Origin of the sequence: Bacillus cereus group sp. TH152-1LC (genome assembly GCF_027710505.1) — a bacterium.
Lineage (GTDB): Bacteria > Bacillota > Bacilli > Bacillales > Bacillaceae_G > Bacillus_A > Bacillus_A mobilis.
In genome coordinates this window covers 34568-49573 of the sequence record NZ_JAQFNK010000018.1, presented here as the reverse complement: position 1 = coordinate 49573, position 15006 = coordinate 34568, and the positions used below count along the sequence as shown (strand labels likewise).

Genomic DNA, 15006 nt, shown 5'->3' with positions numbered 1-15006 from the left:
CCTAACATAATCGAGGTAATTCTGCCCCATATAACAACTCAATGAGTTTCAATTCACCTGATTTTGCTTCCATGAGCACTTGTCTTTCTTTTGTTTGAGTAACTTTACCAATTACCGCAGCTTCTTTACCATATTTAGTATTTTTTAATACCCTCACGACTTCCTCACTTACCTCTGGAGACACAAACATACAAACATTGCCCTCATTAGCTAGATACATTGGATTAACACCTAACATGTCGGCAGCCATAATAGTTTCTGCTAACATAGGAATATCTCTTTCTTGTATTTTTATTCCAGTATTAATTGTTTCTGAGACTTCATTTAAAACTGTACCTAACCCGCCTCTTGTAATATCTCGCATACAATGTATAGAATCACCAAAATGATTTTTCAACTCTGATATCATATGATTTAATGGTGCACAATCACTATTTATTCTCTGTTCAAACCCTAATCCTTCTCTGATAGAAAGGATATGTATACTATGGTTTCCTAGTTGTCCTGTTATAATGATATCGTCACCTTCTTGAATAGAGTTTACCGAAAACGGTGATACATCTCCTTCAAAAACTCCTATTCCAGTTGTATTAATAAAGATTTTGTCTACTTCACCTTTTTTAACAACTTTTGTATCACCAGCAACAATATACACTCCAGCTTCTTTCGCGGTCTCTCTTATAGAATCTAATATTTCTTCCAAATCTTTAATTGGAAAACCCTCTTCTAGTACTAATGCCAATGATAGATAAAGTGGTTTTGCACCACTAACCGCTAAATCATTAACCGTTCCACAAACTGCTACTTTACCTATATTCCCTTCACCAAAAAAGATAGGATCAATAACAAAAGAGTCTGTTGTCATCGCCAATCTTCTACTACTTACCTCAAGAATGGCACTATCCTCCATTTTTCCAAGGTGAACATCTTCTAGTTTTGCAGTAATAATTGAACTAATTAAATCCTGACTCAATAGTCCTCCTGTTCCATGGTCTAAAATTATATTTTCTAAATCTTTAGTTAATTTCATTTATTAAAACTCCTTTTCATTTTTATTTTTGAAAAATAATATCACTTGCTACATAGAACAAGTGATATTACAACGTATTTACTTATGGAATTGCAACTCCATCAAAAGAAATATCTTCATTTTTAGAAATTGAATTGCAGATTTCCTCGATACTCATAATCTTTGCACAATATGAACCTAACCATTTTAAAGCTCGTTCCTTATCTTCAGCCTTTGCTGAAACAACTGCATCTTCTGGTACGATTACATTATAACCACGAAAAAATCCATCCGCTGCAGTTGTTTGGACACAAATTTGAGTTTGCATACCCGTAATAATAATTGTATCTACTCCTAATTTTTTTAAGGTTTCATCAAGATTTGTCTCAAAAAAGCCACTATCCTTATTTTTCTCCATAATAATATCTTTTTCATGAAGAAACTCAGGTAAGATTTCTGCACCTTTAGATCCCTTTGTGACTGGTAAAAAATCACCATATCGTTCAGCTTTCGGATCATCTTCTAAGTTAATTAACTGCAGGTGAATAATAGAAACATCATTTTCTCTCATAGTATCTAAGAAAGACACCATTTTAGGCGTAAACGCCTCCACAGCTGCAATTCTATCCTCATTTTTATTAACCAAATCGTACTGTAAATCATTTGTGAGCACTGCATATTTCATAATAATTCTACCTCCAATTAACTGAGAATTTAATTTTTCTAAAATACAATATTCATTATTCCACCAGTAGTAAGAATATGTCAAATATTATTTTTTATCTAAATTTTCTAAATAATTTTCTGAAAATTAATACCTAATAGGACTCTATTTCCTATTAGGTATTAATTTAACGCTTTTTATTTTGAATAACCACTCATATGTAATTAAAGTTTTTCACTCTCTGTAAAAAATGATTTATGTTCTACTGGAGAAGAAAGCACTATTAAGGTTGTAGGCTTTCCATACTCTAAGCACAAATTAATATAGTCTTCGAGTGTATGTACAGATTCCGTGACTACCTTTGTTAGATAACTATACATACCGGCAATCCGGTGACATTCAACCACATCTGAATGTTCCATTGCAAACTTTTTATATTTATTGCAATCCCTTGGTTCCATCAAAACAAACGCAGTAATATGTTTTTTTAATTCTTTCGGATTAACAATCGTGCGATAACTTATAATTACCTCTTGTTCTTCTAGTCTTCTAACTCGCTCTGTAACAGAAGGAGAACTCAAACCTACCAGTTTTCCTATTTCAACCATACTTAAACGTGCATTTTCCTGAAGATGAGAAAGAATCTTTAAATCTGTATCGTCCATTGCTTGGCCTCCCCTTGATTAATTAAGAAAACATTTAATAATTCTTAAATTCTTTAAGAAAATTATAATTAATACATAAATTATAGCATGTTATCTTTTTTTTAAACTTTATATAATTAATATCAATTAACGAAAGAGAGGCTGAGAATCTTGACACAACAATCATTGAAACGTTCAATTAATTGGGTACAGGGGACCGCATTAACCATCGGAGCTGTGTTAGGTTGTGGAATCCTTATTTTACCTTCAATTACTGCGAATAGCGCTGGACCAGCTTCAATTTTATCTTGGGTTATCATGTCTATATTAGCTTTTCCTATTGTAGCGACTCTAGCGCGTCTTGCTAAAATGATTCCCAGTGCTGGAGGAATTACAGCTTATGTTCAAATGGCATTTAATGCAAATACAAGTGCCATCCTAGGCTGGATTATGTTAGGTTCTATTCCTATTGGAGTACCTATTATTGCTTTAACAGGTGCCCATTATATTGGATATGTTTTTCCAATAAGCAATCTTAGTGTTATAGGAATTGCAGCATTAATTTTAATTACCTCTTTACTCTTACATATAAAAGGGATCGAGCTATCATCAAAAGTTAGTGTGTTTGTAATTTGTATTATTTCACTTTTAATAGTTGTCGCTGTTATCGTTTCTATACCATATGTAAAATTAAGTTCTTTTACACCATTTGTACCAAACGGGTGGTCTTCCGTTGGCGCTTCTTCTGTAATTATCTTTTTCTCATTTGTAGGGTGGGAAATGATAACCCCATTAGCTGAAGAATTTAAAAGGCCCGCTAAGGATATTTCGATTAGTTTATTTTTAGGAGCAATTTGTATCTCCATTATGTACATTGCAATATCTTTTGTAACAATAGGGACCCACTCATATGGTGATAAAGATCAGATAGCTTCCCTTAGTATTCTAATATCAAAAGGATTAGGACCGATAGGTACATATATAACAACTATTTTAGCAATTTTCATTTCGTTTAGTGCTGTACATGCTAACATTGCAGGTTTTTCAAGAATGATTTACGCTCAAGCTAGAGAAGGACATTTCCCTTCCTTCTTTGCTAAGTTACACTCTCAATTTCAAACTCCAACTAGGGTATTACTAGTTCTAGGAGGCATTTTTAGTTGTATTTTAATTTTTTATGGTATGGCACGACCAAATTTAGAAATGCTTCTTAAAGGTCCTAGTGTAATATTTATTACTTCATATATTTTTACAATGCTAGCTGCTCTTAAATTATTAAAAGTGCGTGATATAGGTTGGTGGATGGCCTTCCTATCTCTAATTATATGTATTATTGTATACTCATTTAGTGGTTGGGCTATTTTCTATCCAGTTATCTTATCAGTTATTGGTTGGATTTATATAGTTATGAATAAGAAGTATAGTACTATAGCCAATCATTCAATAAATACATCAAATGAAAATTAGGTTCTACTCCTATAAACTAATACCACAACTTATATACTGTTATTAACACTATCCAAGTTGGAATAAGTACAGTTTCAGCTGACTTATAATTAGGTCAAAGTAATTTAATAAAATATGAATGATTAATAGAATTTATTTTTCAACTTTCAAATAAAAACCCTTTTTTATAACGTATCTCTGCAAAGAAATGTTATAAAAAAGGGTGATTGATTATGTGCAGACCCTCTTTCACCTTACTTCACATATACATAAGCTTCATTTGCAATTCCAAAGTAGGTTTTATCCTTATTGTTGTGTATTTTAACAATATAAATATAGGTTCTCGTGCAGCTTTTTTAAACTATAATAAACTCCGAAAAACCAACTAAGGAGCATAATAGATAAGATATGTTAAAGAAAAGTAGTTTGAAAAAGATAATATGTCTGAAATTCTAAAGGAACGTGGTATTCCAATTTATCCAACAATCATTATGCACTAAGTTCGTAAATATGAAAATTTTATCCGTTATTTTTGAAAAACAACAAAGCAAAAATACCTTTTTATCTTTATACTCAACATATTCTTTCCCCTCCACTACCGCTACCACTGCAAATTCATCATTTAAAACCAATGAACCCACATGTTTGCATTAACCACTCCACATATAGTGATATATTTTATGCTACCTAGCCTTATCTCCCCTTCATAACTTCTTTTTCAAGTTGATTCCTACATGTAAACATCGCAATAATCTTTGTGCGATTTTTTTCATCAGGCTCAAATTGTTCGATGGTTACGTCACAACGAATGGTTACTATTAATTGGTGACTTTCTATTAAATGAAAATCGCCTCTTATAGAGCGCAGTTTTACTTATATTCATTCTTATGCAAATTCTGAAGCATATTCTTCGTATGTCTTTAATGTATTAAGCAATCGAGCTGATTCAATCATGATTTCGTTCGATGAATCAGTTACACAAATGACAATAAATCGATTATCATTTCTGTCTCCAAACAATCCTTCTAATTCAAGTTCCATTAACACATTTAACGTTTCTTTCAACAGTGTATGTACTCGTATGTTAAAGTCATCTTCGACGATATTATGATATTTCTTAATAATTTTGTTCACTTCATCAAACATTCCAAAATCGTCCCATTCGCTCCACTCAATAGCTCCGTATCTATAATAATTGTATAAAGGGTCCGATTTATTAACTTTGATTAGTCTTTCTTCATTAGCCACTGGTCCAATGCTATTGACACAATCGTCTGTTAATATGGAGTACCCATATATTGTGTCAACACCGCATCTTGTTAAAAGTTCGTTATAATGACAACGAATTGCATTTTTCAATTCAACATAAAAACTTTTTTGCAGCTGTATTTTCATCGTATTTCCTCCGTTTTTTTGTAGCGACCTGTTGTTACATATTTCAATCTTAACATTAAAATCAACATGAAACGTTTACTGAGCCAAAATAAGAAAAACCGAAACTAAAAATCATTTCGGTTTTCCAAACTAAAGAAGTCTATCATTATTTTAAAGAATGTACAAACAACCCACTGCGCAGTTTCGGTTCAAACCACGTTGATTTTGGCGGCATAACTTCTCCGGCGTCTGCGATTGCTAATAAAGATTCCATCGATGTCGGATATAATGCGAATGCTGCTTTATATTCACCGCTCTTTACAAGGCGTTCTAGTTCTTCCAATCCGCGGATCCCTCCGACAAAATCGATGCGTGAATCAGAGCGCGGGTCATGTATTTCAAGTACTTGGCTTAATAAATGATCTTGCAGAATAGATACATCTAAACCTTTCACAAGATCATTCGCATCAAACGTTTCCTCTTTCACTGTAAGCTTATACCACTTCTCATTTACATACATTCCAAAAGTTTTTGGCTCATTTGGTTTATACGGTGAAAGTGATGCTTCTTCTACATAAAAGTATTGTGCAATTTGCTTTAAAAACTGTTCTTCTGATAAGCCATTTAAATCTTTTACAACTCGGTTGTAGTCCCAAATGGATAATTCATCGTGTGGGAATAAAACAGATAGAAAGAAATTAAACTCTTCTTCTCCTGTGTAATTCGGATATTGTTCTCTTCGCATGAGCCCTACTTTTGCCGCTGATGCTGAGCGGTGATGCCCATCTGCAATGTACAGATTAGAAATATCTTCAAATAAGTTTACTAAACTTGCAACTACTTCTTCATCAGCTATTTTCCAAGCAACATGCCTAACGCCGTCTTCTGCTGTAAATGTATAGATTGGCGCATGTTCTTCTTTCCAGCTTGCGATGAAACGCTTTATCTCTTCTTTTGTACGATATGTCAAAAAGATAGGACCCGTATTTGCATCACAAACATCTACGTGGCGAATGCGATCTAGTTCTTTTTCATGACGCGTTCTTTCATGTTTTTTAATTGTATCATCTTCATACTCATCAATAGATGTACAAACGACAAGGCCTGACTGCGTTCTTCCTTGCATCGTCAGTTCATAAATGTATAGTGCTGGCTCTTCGTCTTGAATAAATACTTCTTCTCGTATAAATCGATTTAAATTTTCACCCGCTTTTTCATATACACGTTCATCATACGGCGAAAGTGCCGGGTCTAAATCAATTTCTGCTTTATCAACGTGTAAGAAAGAATACGGATTCCCTTTTACAACCTCTCTTGCTTCTTCACTATTTAATACGTCATACGGTAAAGCTGCAACTTCCGCTGCTTTTTCCTCTACTGGACGAATGGCCCGAAACGGTCGGATTTTTGCCAAGTTTCCCTCTCTCCTTTACACAATCATTCGAACGGCTACAACACCTGTAATTTTGCTTATATTTTCCACTATATTCTCTTTTATTATATCATCAATTCCGTTATCAATATCAATCATTGTGTACGCCCAAGAATGTTTACTACGATTAATCATATCGGCAATATTAATATGATGCTCTGCTAAACATCCTGTAATTTGTCCTACCATGTTCGGAACGTTTTGATGCATAATCGTAATTCGTTTTTTCCCGATATACGGTAATTCTACGTTTGGATAGTTTACTGAATTACGAATATTTCCTGTCTCTAAATATTCACGTAATTGGCGTGCTGCCATGATTGCACAATTTTCTTCCGATTCAGATGTAGAGGCACCAAGGTGAGGCGTCGCTGTTACATTTTTCATCTTTATCACATTTTCATTCGGGAAGTCTGTTACGTAATGTGTAATAATATCTTCTTCTAACGCTGTTTGAAGAACTTTTTCATCTACAAGTTCTCCTCTAGAGAAATTGAATAAACGCATACCTTTTTTCATCTTTTCTACAGCGTGTTCACCAATAATCCCCTTCGTTTGATTCGTAAGTGGAATATGAAGTGTAATATAATCACACGTTGCGAAAATTTCATCTAAACTAAATGCCCTTTGCACATGTGTAGAAAGGCGCCATGCCGTTTCAACTGAAATGTAAGGATCATATCCGACAACGTCCATTCCTAAAGCTAACGCATCGTTCGCAACTAAAGCACCGATTGCGCCAAGGCCGATAACCCCTAGACGCTTCCCTGCAATTTCTGACCCAACAAATTGTTTCTTTCCAGATTCAACAAGCTGTGGTACTTCTTCACCTTCTAAATTTTTCGTCCAGCTTACTCCATTAATAATGTTACGTGAAGACATGATCAGGCTGGCGATAATAAGTTCCTTTACTGCATTAGCATTCGCTCCTGGTGTATTAAATACTACAATCCCTTTTTCCGTACATCGCTCAACAGGAATATTATTTACACCTGCACCAGCTCTTGCAATCGCCTTTAAGTCTTTTGAAAATTCTTCTTGGTGTAAAGAATAGCTGCGAAGTAAAATGCCATCTGGGTGGTCCATTCTATCCCCTACTTCATAACGCTCTCCGTCAAGAACTTGCAAACCCTTTTCCGCAATTTGATTTAACGTTTGAACACGAAACATATCCCCATCTCCCTATCTATTCTCAAGCTCAAATTCCTTCATATAATTTACTAATTGCTGTACACCGTGTACTGGCATCGCATTGTAAATACTTGCACGCATACCACCGACTGAGCGATGTCCTTTTAACGTAACAAGACCGCGTTCTTTCGCTTTTTGTAAAAACTCATTGTTCAGCTCTTCTGACGGTGTTGTAAACGGAATGTTCATAAGTGATCGATACGTAGGATCAACTGGTGAAGTAAACAATTTTGATTCATCTAAGAAATTGTAAAGAAGTGAAGATTTCATTCTATTCTGTTCTTCAATCGCAGATACCCCACCTTGCTCTTTCAACCACTCTAGTACAAGTTTCGTTACATAAATACTAAAGGACGGCGGTGTATTATATAAGGAGTTATTTTTGCTGTAAGTTTCATAGTTTAACATCGTAGGACAAGAGCGATTTGCTCCCCCAATTAAATCTCTATTTATAATAACAATCGTTAAGCCCGCTGGCCCTAAATTCTTTTGCGCTCCCGCATATATAAGGCCAAACTTCGTAACATCATATTGTTCTGATAAAATATTTGAGGACATATCCGCAACGAGCGGTACTTTATCTAAATGTGGAATGTCCACATATTTCGTCCCCTCAATTGTATTGTTCGTTGTAATATGTACATAATCTAGTTTTTCATCGATCAGTAAACCATCCAGTTTAGGAGTTGTAGTAAACTTCTCTTGTTCAGAGGAAGCAAGCACTTGTACTTCTCCTAATTTTTCAGCTTCTTGCATCGCCTTTTTAGACCATGAGCCAGTTAATACGTAACCTGCTTTTTTGTACGTATTCATTACATTTAACGGTATCATAGAGAATTGTAATGACGCACCGCCTTGTAAAAACAGTACTTCATACTCATCAGGAATGCTCATTAATTCACGAAGCAAGTTACTCGCTTCATCTATAATACTTTGAAAATAAGAAGATCGATGACTCATTTCCATAATAGACATGCCTGTCCCGTTATAATTTACAAGCTCCTTTTGCACTTTCTCTAAAACTGGCAAAGGGAGTATTGATGGTCCAGCTGAAAAATTATATACTCTCTCCATCACCCTGATAACCTCCCTATTTCTTATTTTTATTAATTTTTAAACTTTCTGAATTATAACCTAAAATATAATACGTGGTCAATTTGTTTTCTATTATTAAGGCGTAAGACGCAATGGAATCGCTTGCATGTGCAAACTATTTTTTATAAACATACAAAAAAGTGTTAAGTACATAATCGTACTTAACACTCTAGTAATAAAGTATAATTGCTAATTGTCCGTGAAGAACCGATCAAAAATTTGATAAATAGCAGAAAGACCAATGAGCCAATAAATAGTGTCCACAAGCGCCGGCATTGAACCAAACCATTTCTCAACTACATTGTAATCTAACGCTACAAACAACCAATTCAAACCGCCAAGAATCACCAAAATTACTGTAAGGTAAGACAAAAATTTCATTATGATTGCCCCCTAGGTGATAAGATGGTGAAAGGCCTTTCACTAGAAATATATGCGGTAAAATTCAAAACTTACCTATTTAATAAAAATTATTTTCGGTACCAACCATTAATAACCGTTTCTGCTTCTTTACTATGTATTTGATACGCATGCGTACTATTATGTGAGCCAATAAACCAAATTGAAAAACCTTTAAAATATGGTTTCGGTTCTAATACATCTCGGTAAGCGCGCCATCCGTTTAATTGTATGTCTTTTGAAAACACATTTGAAACATCTGGATTCCACGGATTTTGTAGTCCAAGTTCACGCGCTGGAACGTTAAACCCACCAAAATAAACGGGCTTTCCTGTTGCTTTATGTAATTGTTCCAATTGCTGCACAACGTTTTGTCCACGATTATATACTGTCGTCGCAAATAAACTTTTCTTCACTTCTTCGTATGTTGGATTTCTATTTCCTGAAACTTCAAACCAACTATCAATACTTACAATATCCACCTTTTTTAAATACGGACGATTGATTTTCTCTTTAAACTTCGCTTCATAAGAAGGATCAAAGCTTGCTGTTAACCACCAATTCATTTGATACAATACATTTCCTTTATACTGCTTACGAACAAAATCAATCGTATCGTTCCAGTATCCCTCTGCGTATTCCATATTCACGAAATTAGAGGCAATCTTGCTTCCGTACACATTGTATTTACTTGTAATGGAAGTAAAGATATCTTGCAAAATAACCGTTTTCCAATTCCAGAAGAAATCATTAATATTACTCGGATTCCATTCCGTTTCCCCAACATTTCCTTGCTGAATATACGGGAACGGTTCCACTATCACTTGAATATTACGCTTTAATAATTCTTGAATTAAAAGAATAGCCTGTTGCTTTTGCGCTTGATTAATTACCATGTTCGTAGAAGTCACGTTCGGAATATCTACCTGAATCGGTACATTTACGGTATTTAAATTTAAGCGCTCTACATCAGCTAACACTTTCGCCACATTTCCAACTTCCCAAACCGTTACATTTCCTGATTTGATTTTCCCAGATTGAACAGTATTTACATCAGCCTGTACATTTCCTTGGAAACAAAAAGAAAACAACATCATACACACTCCTAAAAAACTTACTAAACTCTTATTTCTCTTCACATCTTTCCTCCTATTATTTTTGACATACTTGCTTATTTTATACAACGTTTCACATATATTCCATACAAAAAAGAGTGGGATTTCCATACAAAAAAAATGCTATTCATCCTTTATTCACACCTTATTCATACTAACCTCCTAAAAATAGTAAGGTAAATAAAAAAGGAGCTTATTTCCGCTCCTTTTTTGTCCTTATACAATTGAAATTGTCGCCTTCCTTCTAACGGCCTAATTAAATCATATTTTTCTTATAAATAAATTTTTATACTCATAAATGTATCAAAAAAATTTTATCTATATTCGCTTTTTGTTTGTATTACATTTACTTCATTATTTACCTTTGCAGTTAAGAACTCCTTTGTTCTTCTTTCAAAAATCACATCATCATACAAATATATTCTTAATTGTGTGCAAAGTACTAATTACTTCTTTAAGAAGTAATCGTAATTAAACTTGAGAAAGCGGATGATGGTTAGAAAATTAGTAAATCATAAAAAAACGTCCTAAAATTCTAGGATGTTTTTTAGTTCCCTCAATCTTCTTCTTCGAAATCACGTAGACTAGCAAGCAATTCTGTAAATGTTGAGCAAACAGGATATATTGCTTCCTCTATGTCTTCTTCCTCATGATCCCAGAATACAATTATTGGTGAATCAGTGTTGTTTCGATAATCAAAGCATAGAAGATTGCCGAATGGATCTCTAGCAAAAGGATATATTTTGTCAGGTAATCTATCTTTCGTACTATTATATGTTTCTAGAATTGAATATTTTCTATCAGAATCTAAGGTTAAAAGATTATTAAGTGAATTTTCATCTTGATTTGGAATGTTAAATGTATCTGGCGTTGGATATCCACCATCATATTTTTGTACACAATCAATAAAATCATTAGGAAATTTAATATTTAAGTATTGTTCTAATTGTTTAATTTGGTCATCTGTTACTCTTTTTTCATTTACATTAATCCATGTAATGTGACTCATGGCTAAATACCTCCCTATTTATCGCTATCTTTTCCCCAAATTTTATATCCACCTGTATGACCAGTATCATGATGAGTCTGATAATCTACAAGTTGCATCCTTCCAGTGTCTTGATGATGATGCCATGTATAATGCTCTGGAGTTTTTCCCATTTTAAATAATTGAATTTCTTCATCCGTAAATTTTAAAGCTAATTCAGGACTTTCCATTATTTGAATATTCATAATTGAGCCTCGCCATATTTCAACTAATTGAATTTCTTCATTAGTATGCTATTTCGTGAAATTTACTATTCGAAACGTAATTATTGCAGTAATTAATATAATAATAGCGGTTATCAAGCCAGATTCTCCAATCCAAATCTCAGTTTGATATCCTGTACTTGCACGTGCGAAAGGTCCTTGAATAATGGCATTCCAAGTAGCATGGATGATAACCGAAGGCCAAACGCTACCTGTGATAAGTCGTAAATAAGCTATAATATAACCGAATGGTACAATACAAAGATAGATACCAAGTACTGAAAGAACGACAGATGGTCCCGCTACATATAGACCAGCAATAACTATTGGAACATGCCACGTTGCCCAAATCAATCCACTAATAAGGATGGGCCGTGAAAACTCTGCATCGACTAGCCTTGTGAGCATATAACCTCGCCAACCCATTTCTTCTCCCAAAACTGGGATTAAGTTAAGCAAACTTCCGAAAATGCCGCTCAATACTACTAGATAAATGAAGCTGAATGGTGCCGTTACATACTCAAGCCCAAGCATATTGTAGATCGGTTCTAACATCATACCACCTTCGGGATACTGAAACCCTGCAATTCCACTCAACCAGGCGATAGAATAAGTAATTCCACAAATAATCATAGGGATTAGCAGAGCAAAACCGATCCCCTTCCATATCTTTAAGTTACCGAGACTAAAAGATACATCTTTAAACCCTTCTTTCAGTATTATGCGAGTCAAAATAGAAGATAATGCTGGGGTAAACATATATACCACAATAAGCGCCCTACTTTCCGTAATTATTACTCCTACATTTAAAATAATAGAAGTAATGATTAAGATACTCAGAAAGAGTTGAAGTCCTATTTTAGCACGTTGGATTTTATCTTTATTGTGGAACGATTTTGCGTGTAATATCATTGTAATCCGCCCTTCCCCTATAATTCACTTGTTTATCGAATTTACTTCTTGTCATTTCTACAGACACAACTTAGAATAAAAATATTTTTGTATACAGATTCATTCATCTTTAAAATCCCTCCCCAATTTATAGTCTAGTCTTACTTACGACTCATCCATGTAATTATTATTTATAAGTTGTCATAGCCGATAGTACAAAAGTGTAATGATTAGTCTATGACCTGTGTCAATTAACCTTATGACAATATGTAACTAGAAAATATGATATGGGATAGATAACAATTGAATTAAGGCAATTGATTTGTGCAAGTACATGAATCAATCTTGCTTTTACAAATAATTCAATTGAGGTGGAAAAAATGAATAAGAAAAGCATAATTGCAATGGTTAAGCTTTATTAGTCACAGGATGTGTAGAAGTAGGAAAGGCTCAAACAGTAGCAGTCGAAAATTCAGGTCAATCAATCCAGAAAAATATAGTTAAATCCATACAATCACAGGCTTACCCATTAAAAACGATAGAGCCGTCAAAATCATTTGAGGATTTAAAACCACTTAAGAAAATGATTGGGAGCGCACAATATGTAGGATTAGGAGAGAATACTCATGGAAGCTCTGAAATTTTCACTATGAAGTTTCGCCTTGTGAAATATTTGGTTACTGAGATGGGTTTTACAAATTTCACAATGGAAGAAGATTGGGGAAACGGCTTAAAACTAAATGAATATATCCAAACAGGAAAAGGAAACCCTAGAGAATTTTTAAACTTGTTATATCCTACTGATGAAATTATAGCCATGATTGACTGGATGAAAGATTATAATGCTAATCCATCCAATAAAAAAAAGATCCAATTTATTGGGCTCGACTTAAAGGAGTTGGACCAAGGTTGCTTTAATAAAGTAATTGATTATGTAAGGCTACACCGACCAGATTCGCTGGCAGAAGTAGAAGAAAATTATAAAGAATTGTCGGCTTTTAATGGCAGTGTAAAGGAATATATGGACCTTGCTCCTGAAATAAAAGAAAAGTTCAAAGCAAACGCTGAGAGAGTAGCCCAATTACTAAAAGATGAGAATGGGCAAGCCAACACAGAAATGGCTTCATCCGAGTACATCTGGGCGAAAGTAACGGCAAGTGTAATAGAGAAATATACCACAATGCTAATTCCTAACGACTATCCAAGTGTGTTAAAGCTACATGAGCAATATTTGGCCGATCATGTAATGTGGGCACAAGAGACATTGGGTGGTAAAACGATGGTATGGGGACACAATATTCATATAGCTAAAGGAATTTTCGATGAGGAATTATACCCTTATGTTGCGGGGCAGAATTTGAAGGAACGTTTAGACAATAATTATGTCACAATTGGCAGTACAACTACGGAGGGGAATTTCACCTTATACAACGACACCGGAGATAAGATTATAACAAAGCCGATTCCACAAGATGTAAATAGTTTCAATTATACCCTTGGAAAAGTACCATATAAAATGTTTTTATTGGATAACCGTCACCTTAAAGGACCGGCAGAAAAATGGGTTAAAGCAAAAAGACCATTACTAAGTATAGGGGCACGACTCTTACCGAACCAATTGGCATACTTTGATACGTCATTGCTTGAGCAATTTGATATTATGTTTCATATTCGAAAAACAAGTCCATCTCATATTAAATAAAAGCACAAAACAATCCCGTTCTTGCATCTGCAAGAACGGGATTGTTTTATGGTGATTCATATAAGCATCTTTTTTAACCAGAAGTAGGTTACTCTCCCCTTTTTAGCATCATTTAAAAATGTCATATGACACTTTTACACTAGTGAGAATGACAAAAAAAGCAGTACAATTCGGTTATTACATAGATAGGAGCGAGAACTTTATGAAATCAAGATTCATCCAGAATGGTTATTTTTTATTGCTAACTTTCGTTACAGGATTGTTTTATTTTTGTTTTTATCTAATAGCTCTGCTATTCAGCTTCACCCTTTCATTTACGGTAATTGGGATTCCATTAGTTATACGCGTACTACAGACTACGACACCTTTTATCCAATTCGAGCGCATACAGACGAAAATTTATACAGATATTTCAACAGACCCTTATGATAGAAGTATAACAATAGATACATCGAACTGGGCTCAGGTGAAATTAGTGCTTACTGATCGTCGCACTTGGTCCGCTGTCTTTTGGTTAATGCAGAAATTAGTAATTGGGATTTTCAGTCTCATTAGTGCAATCATTTTTTATGTAATGCCACTTATGTTGCTGTTGGCACCACTACTGTATCTCTACATTGAAATGAATATTATATTCGTACAGATAGATACGTTTGCCAAGTCACTCTTTGTAATGTTTATGGGTATAGTATTTACCGCCATAAGTATTAGAATAGTAGATGGTTTGACAAAGAAAATTGGGGGCTATACACGTAGCATGATTCGGCAACTAAATCGATAGAAGTTTGCAATC

General features: G+C 34.3%; 13 protein-coding genes and 3 pseudogenes. 3 read left to right on the top strand and 13 right to left on the bottom strand.

Going from position 1 to position 15006, the window contains the following annotated elements; all coding sequences use genetic code 11:
• Window position 1 precedes the first annotated feature (1 nt).
• The 3 genes from hypE to PDL00_RS26915 all read right to left on the bottom strand — a co-directional run bounded on the left by hypE (window position 2) and on the right by PDL00_RS26915 (window position 2338).
• Window positions 2-1030: a hydrogenase expression/formation protein HypE gene (hypE, locus tag PDL00_RS26925; protein WP_087967751.1), complete on the bottom strand. Its 1029-nt coding sequence runs from the start codon at window positions 1028-1030 to the stop codon at window positions 2-4.
• An 82-nt stretch (window positions 1031-1112) separates the two neighbouring features.
• Window positions 1113-1694 carry an isochorismatase family cysteine hydrolase gene (locus tag PDL00_RS26920; protein WP_000872526.1) on the bottom strand — a complete coding sequence of 194 codons (582 nt, stop codon included), beginning with the start codon at window positions 1692-1694 and terminating at the stop codon, window positions 1113-1115.
• 203 nt (window positions 1695-1897) lie between these two features.
• Entirely contained in the window at window positions 1898-2338 is a 441-nt protein-coding gene (locus PDL00_RS26915) for an Lrp/AsnC family transcriptional regulator (RefSeq protein WP_000342842.1), read from the bottom strand.
• 150 nt (window positions 2339-2488) lie between these two features.
• On the opposite strand from PDL00_RS26915, the gene PDL00_RS26910 reads away from it, so the two are divergent.
• A complete protein-coding gene (locus tag PDL00_RS26910) occupies window positions 2489-3784 on the top strand; it encodes an APC family permease (protein WP_098320634.1) in 1296 nt (431 codons plus the stop codon).
• A gap of 672 nt (window positions 3785-4456) precedes the next feature.
• Here the strand turns inward: PDL00_RS26910 and PDL00_RS26905 are convergent.
• The 10 genes and pseudogenes from PDL00_RS26905 to PDL00_RS26860 all read right to left on the bottom strand — a co-directional run.
• A pseudogene (locus PDL00_RS26905) lies at window positions 4457-4576 on the bottom strand (enoyl-CoA hydratase); the annotation flags it as partial.
• Between the two features lie 72 nt (window positions 4577-4648).
• Window positions 4649-5158, bottom strand: coding sequence for a DUF4303 domain-containing protein (locus PDL00_RS26900; protein WP_000701635.1), 510 nt, complete (start codon window positions 5156-5158; stop codon window positions 4649-4651).
• Window positions 5159-5303: 145 nt separating this feature from the next.
• Complete coding sequence (locus PDL00_RS26895) at window positions 5304-6551, bottom strand: DUF1015 domain-containing protein (protein WP_270732404.1); 1248 nt, start codon at window positions 6549-6551, stop codon at window positions 5304-5306.
• A 15-nt stretch (window positions 6552-6566) separates the two neighbouring features.
• The gene (locus PDL00_RS26890) at window positions 6567-7739 is read right to left on the bottom strand and encodes a 3-phosphoglycerate dehydrogenase family protein (protein WP_242254273.1); all 1173 of its coding nucleotides are present in this window, start codon (window positions 7737-7739) and stop codon (window positions 6567-6569) included.
• Between the two features lie 12 nt (window positions 7740-7751).
• A complete protein-coding gene (gene serC, locus PDL00_RS26885; RefSeq protein ID WP_270732401.1) occupies window positions 7752-8834 on the bottom strand; it encodes a 3-phosphoserine/phosphohydroxythreonine transaminase in 1083 nt (360 codons plus the stop codon).
• A 210-nt stretch (window positions 8835-9044) separates the two neighbouring features.
• Entirely contained in the window at window positions 9045-9236 is a 192-nt protein-coding gene (locus tag PDL00_RS26880; RefSeq protein WP_000670803.1) for a DUF378 domain-containing protein, read from the bottom strand.
• Between the two features lie 89 nt (window positions 9237-9325).
• Window positions 9326-10393 (bottom strand): glycoside hydrolase family 113, encoded by a 1068-nt coding sequence (locus PDL00_RS26875; RefSeq protein WP_270732398.1) that lies wholly within the window; start codon window positions 10391-10393, stop codon window positions 9326-9328.
• A gap of 532 nt (window positions 10394-10925) precedes the next feature.
• A complete protein-coding gene (locus PDL00_RS26870; RefSeq protein WP_000018399.1) occupies window positions 10926-11378 on the bottom strand; it encodes an SMI1/KNR4 family protein in 453 nt (150 codons plus the stop codon).
• 14 nt (window positions 11379-11392) lie between these two features.
• Window positions 11393-11593: pseudogene (locus PDL00_RS26865) on the bottom strand (HNH endonuclease); the annotation flags it as partial.
• Between the two features lie 57 nt (window positions 11594-11650).
• A complete protein-coding gene (locus PDL00_RS26860; protein ID WP_270732393.1) occupies window positions 11651-12532 on the bottom strand; it encodes a CPBP family intramembrane glutamic endopeptidase in 882 nt (293 codons plus the stop codon).
• Window positions 12533-12891: 359 nt separating this feature from the next.
• Here PDL00_RS26860 and PDL00_RS26855 point away from each other — a divergent pair.
• Window positions 12892-14213, top strand: a pseudogene (locus tag PDL00_RS26855) (erythromycin esterase family protein).
• A gap of 202 nt (window positions 14214-14415) precedes the next feature.
• Window positions 14416-14994 (top strand): sensor domain-containing protein, encoded by a 579-nt coding sequence (locus tag PDL00_RS26850; protein ID WP_242254263.1) that lies wholly within the window; start codon window positions 14416-14418, stop codon window positions 14992-14994.
• Window positions 14995-15006 lie beyond the last annotated feature (12 nt).

Excerpts from the sequence above, each read along its gene's own strand:
- PDL00_RS26900 (WP_000701635.1), bottom strand. The coding sequence starts at position 5,158 with ATGAAAATACAGCTGCAAAAAAGTTTTTATGTTGAATTGAAAAATGCA.
- PDL00_RS26915 (WP_000342842.1), bottom strand. The coding sequence starts at position 2,338 with ATGGACGATACAGATTTAAAGATTCTTTCTCATCTTCAGGAAAATGCA.
- PDL00_RS26890 (WP_242254273.1), bottom strand. The coding sequence starts at position 7,739 with ATGTTTCGTGTTCAAACGTTAAATCAAATTGCGGAAAAGGGTTTGCAA.
- PDL00_RS26920 (WP_000872526.1), bottom strand. The coding sequence starts at position 1,694 with ATGAAATATGCAGTGCTCACAAATGATTTACAGTACGATTTGGTTAAT.
- PDL00_RS26850 (WP_242254263.1), top strand. The coding sequence starts at position 14,416 with ATGAAATCAAGATTCATCCAGAATGGTTATTTTTTATTGCTAACTTTC.
- PDL00_RS26870 (WP_000018399.1), bottom strand. The coding sequence starts at position 11,378 with ATGAGTCACATTACATGGATTAATGTAAATGAAAAAAGAGTAACAGAT.
- serC (WP_270732401.1), bottom strand. The coding sequence starts at position 8,834 with ATGGAGAGAGTATATAATTTTTCAGCTGGACCATCAATACTCCCTTTG.
- PDL00_RS26880 (WP_000670803.1), bottom strand. The coding sequence starts at position 9,236 with ATGAAATTTTTGTCTTACCTTACAGTAATTTTGGTGATTCTTGGCGGT.
- PDL00_RS26860 (WP_270732393.1), bottom strand. The coding sequence starts at position 12,532 with ATGATATTACACGCAAAATCGTTCCACAATAAAGATAAAATCCAACGT.
- hypE (WP_087967751.1), bottom strand. The coding sequence starts at position 1,030 with ATGAAATTAACTAAAGATTTAGAAAATATAATTTTAGACCATGGAACA.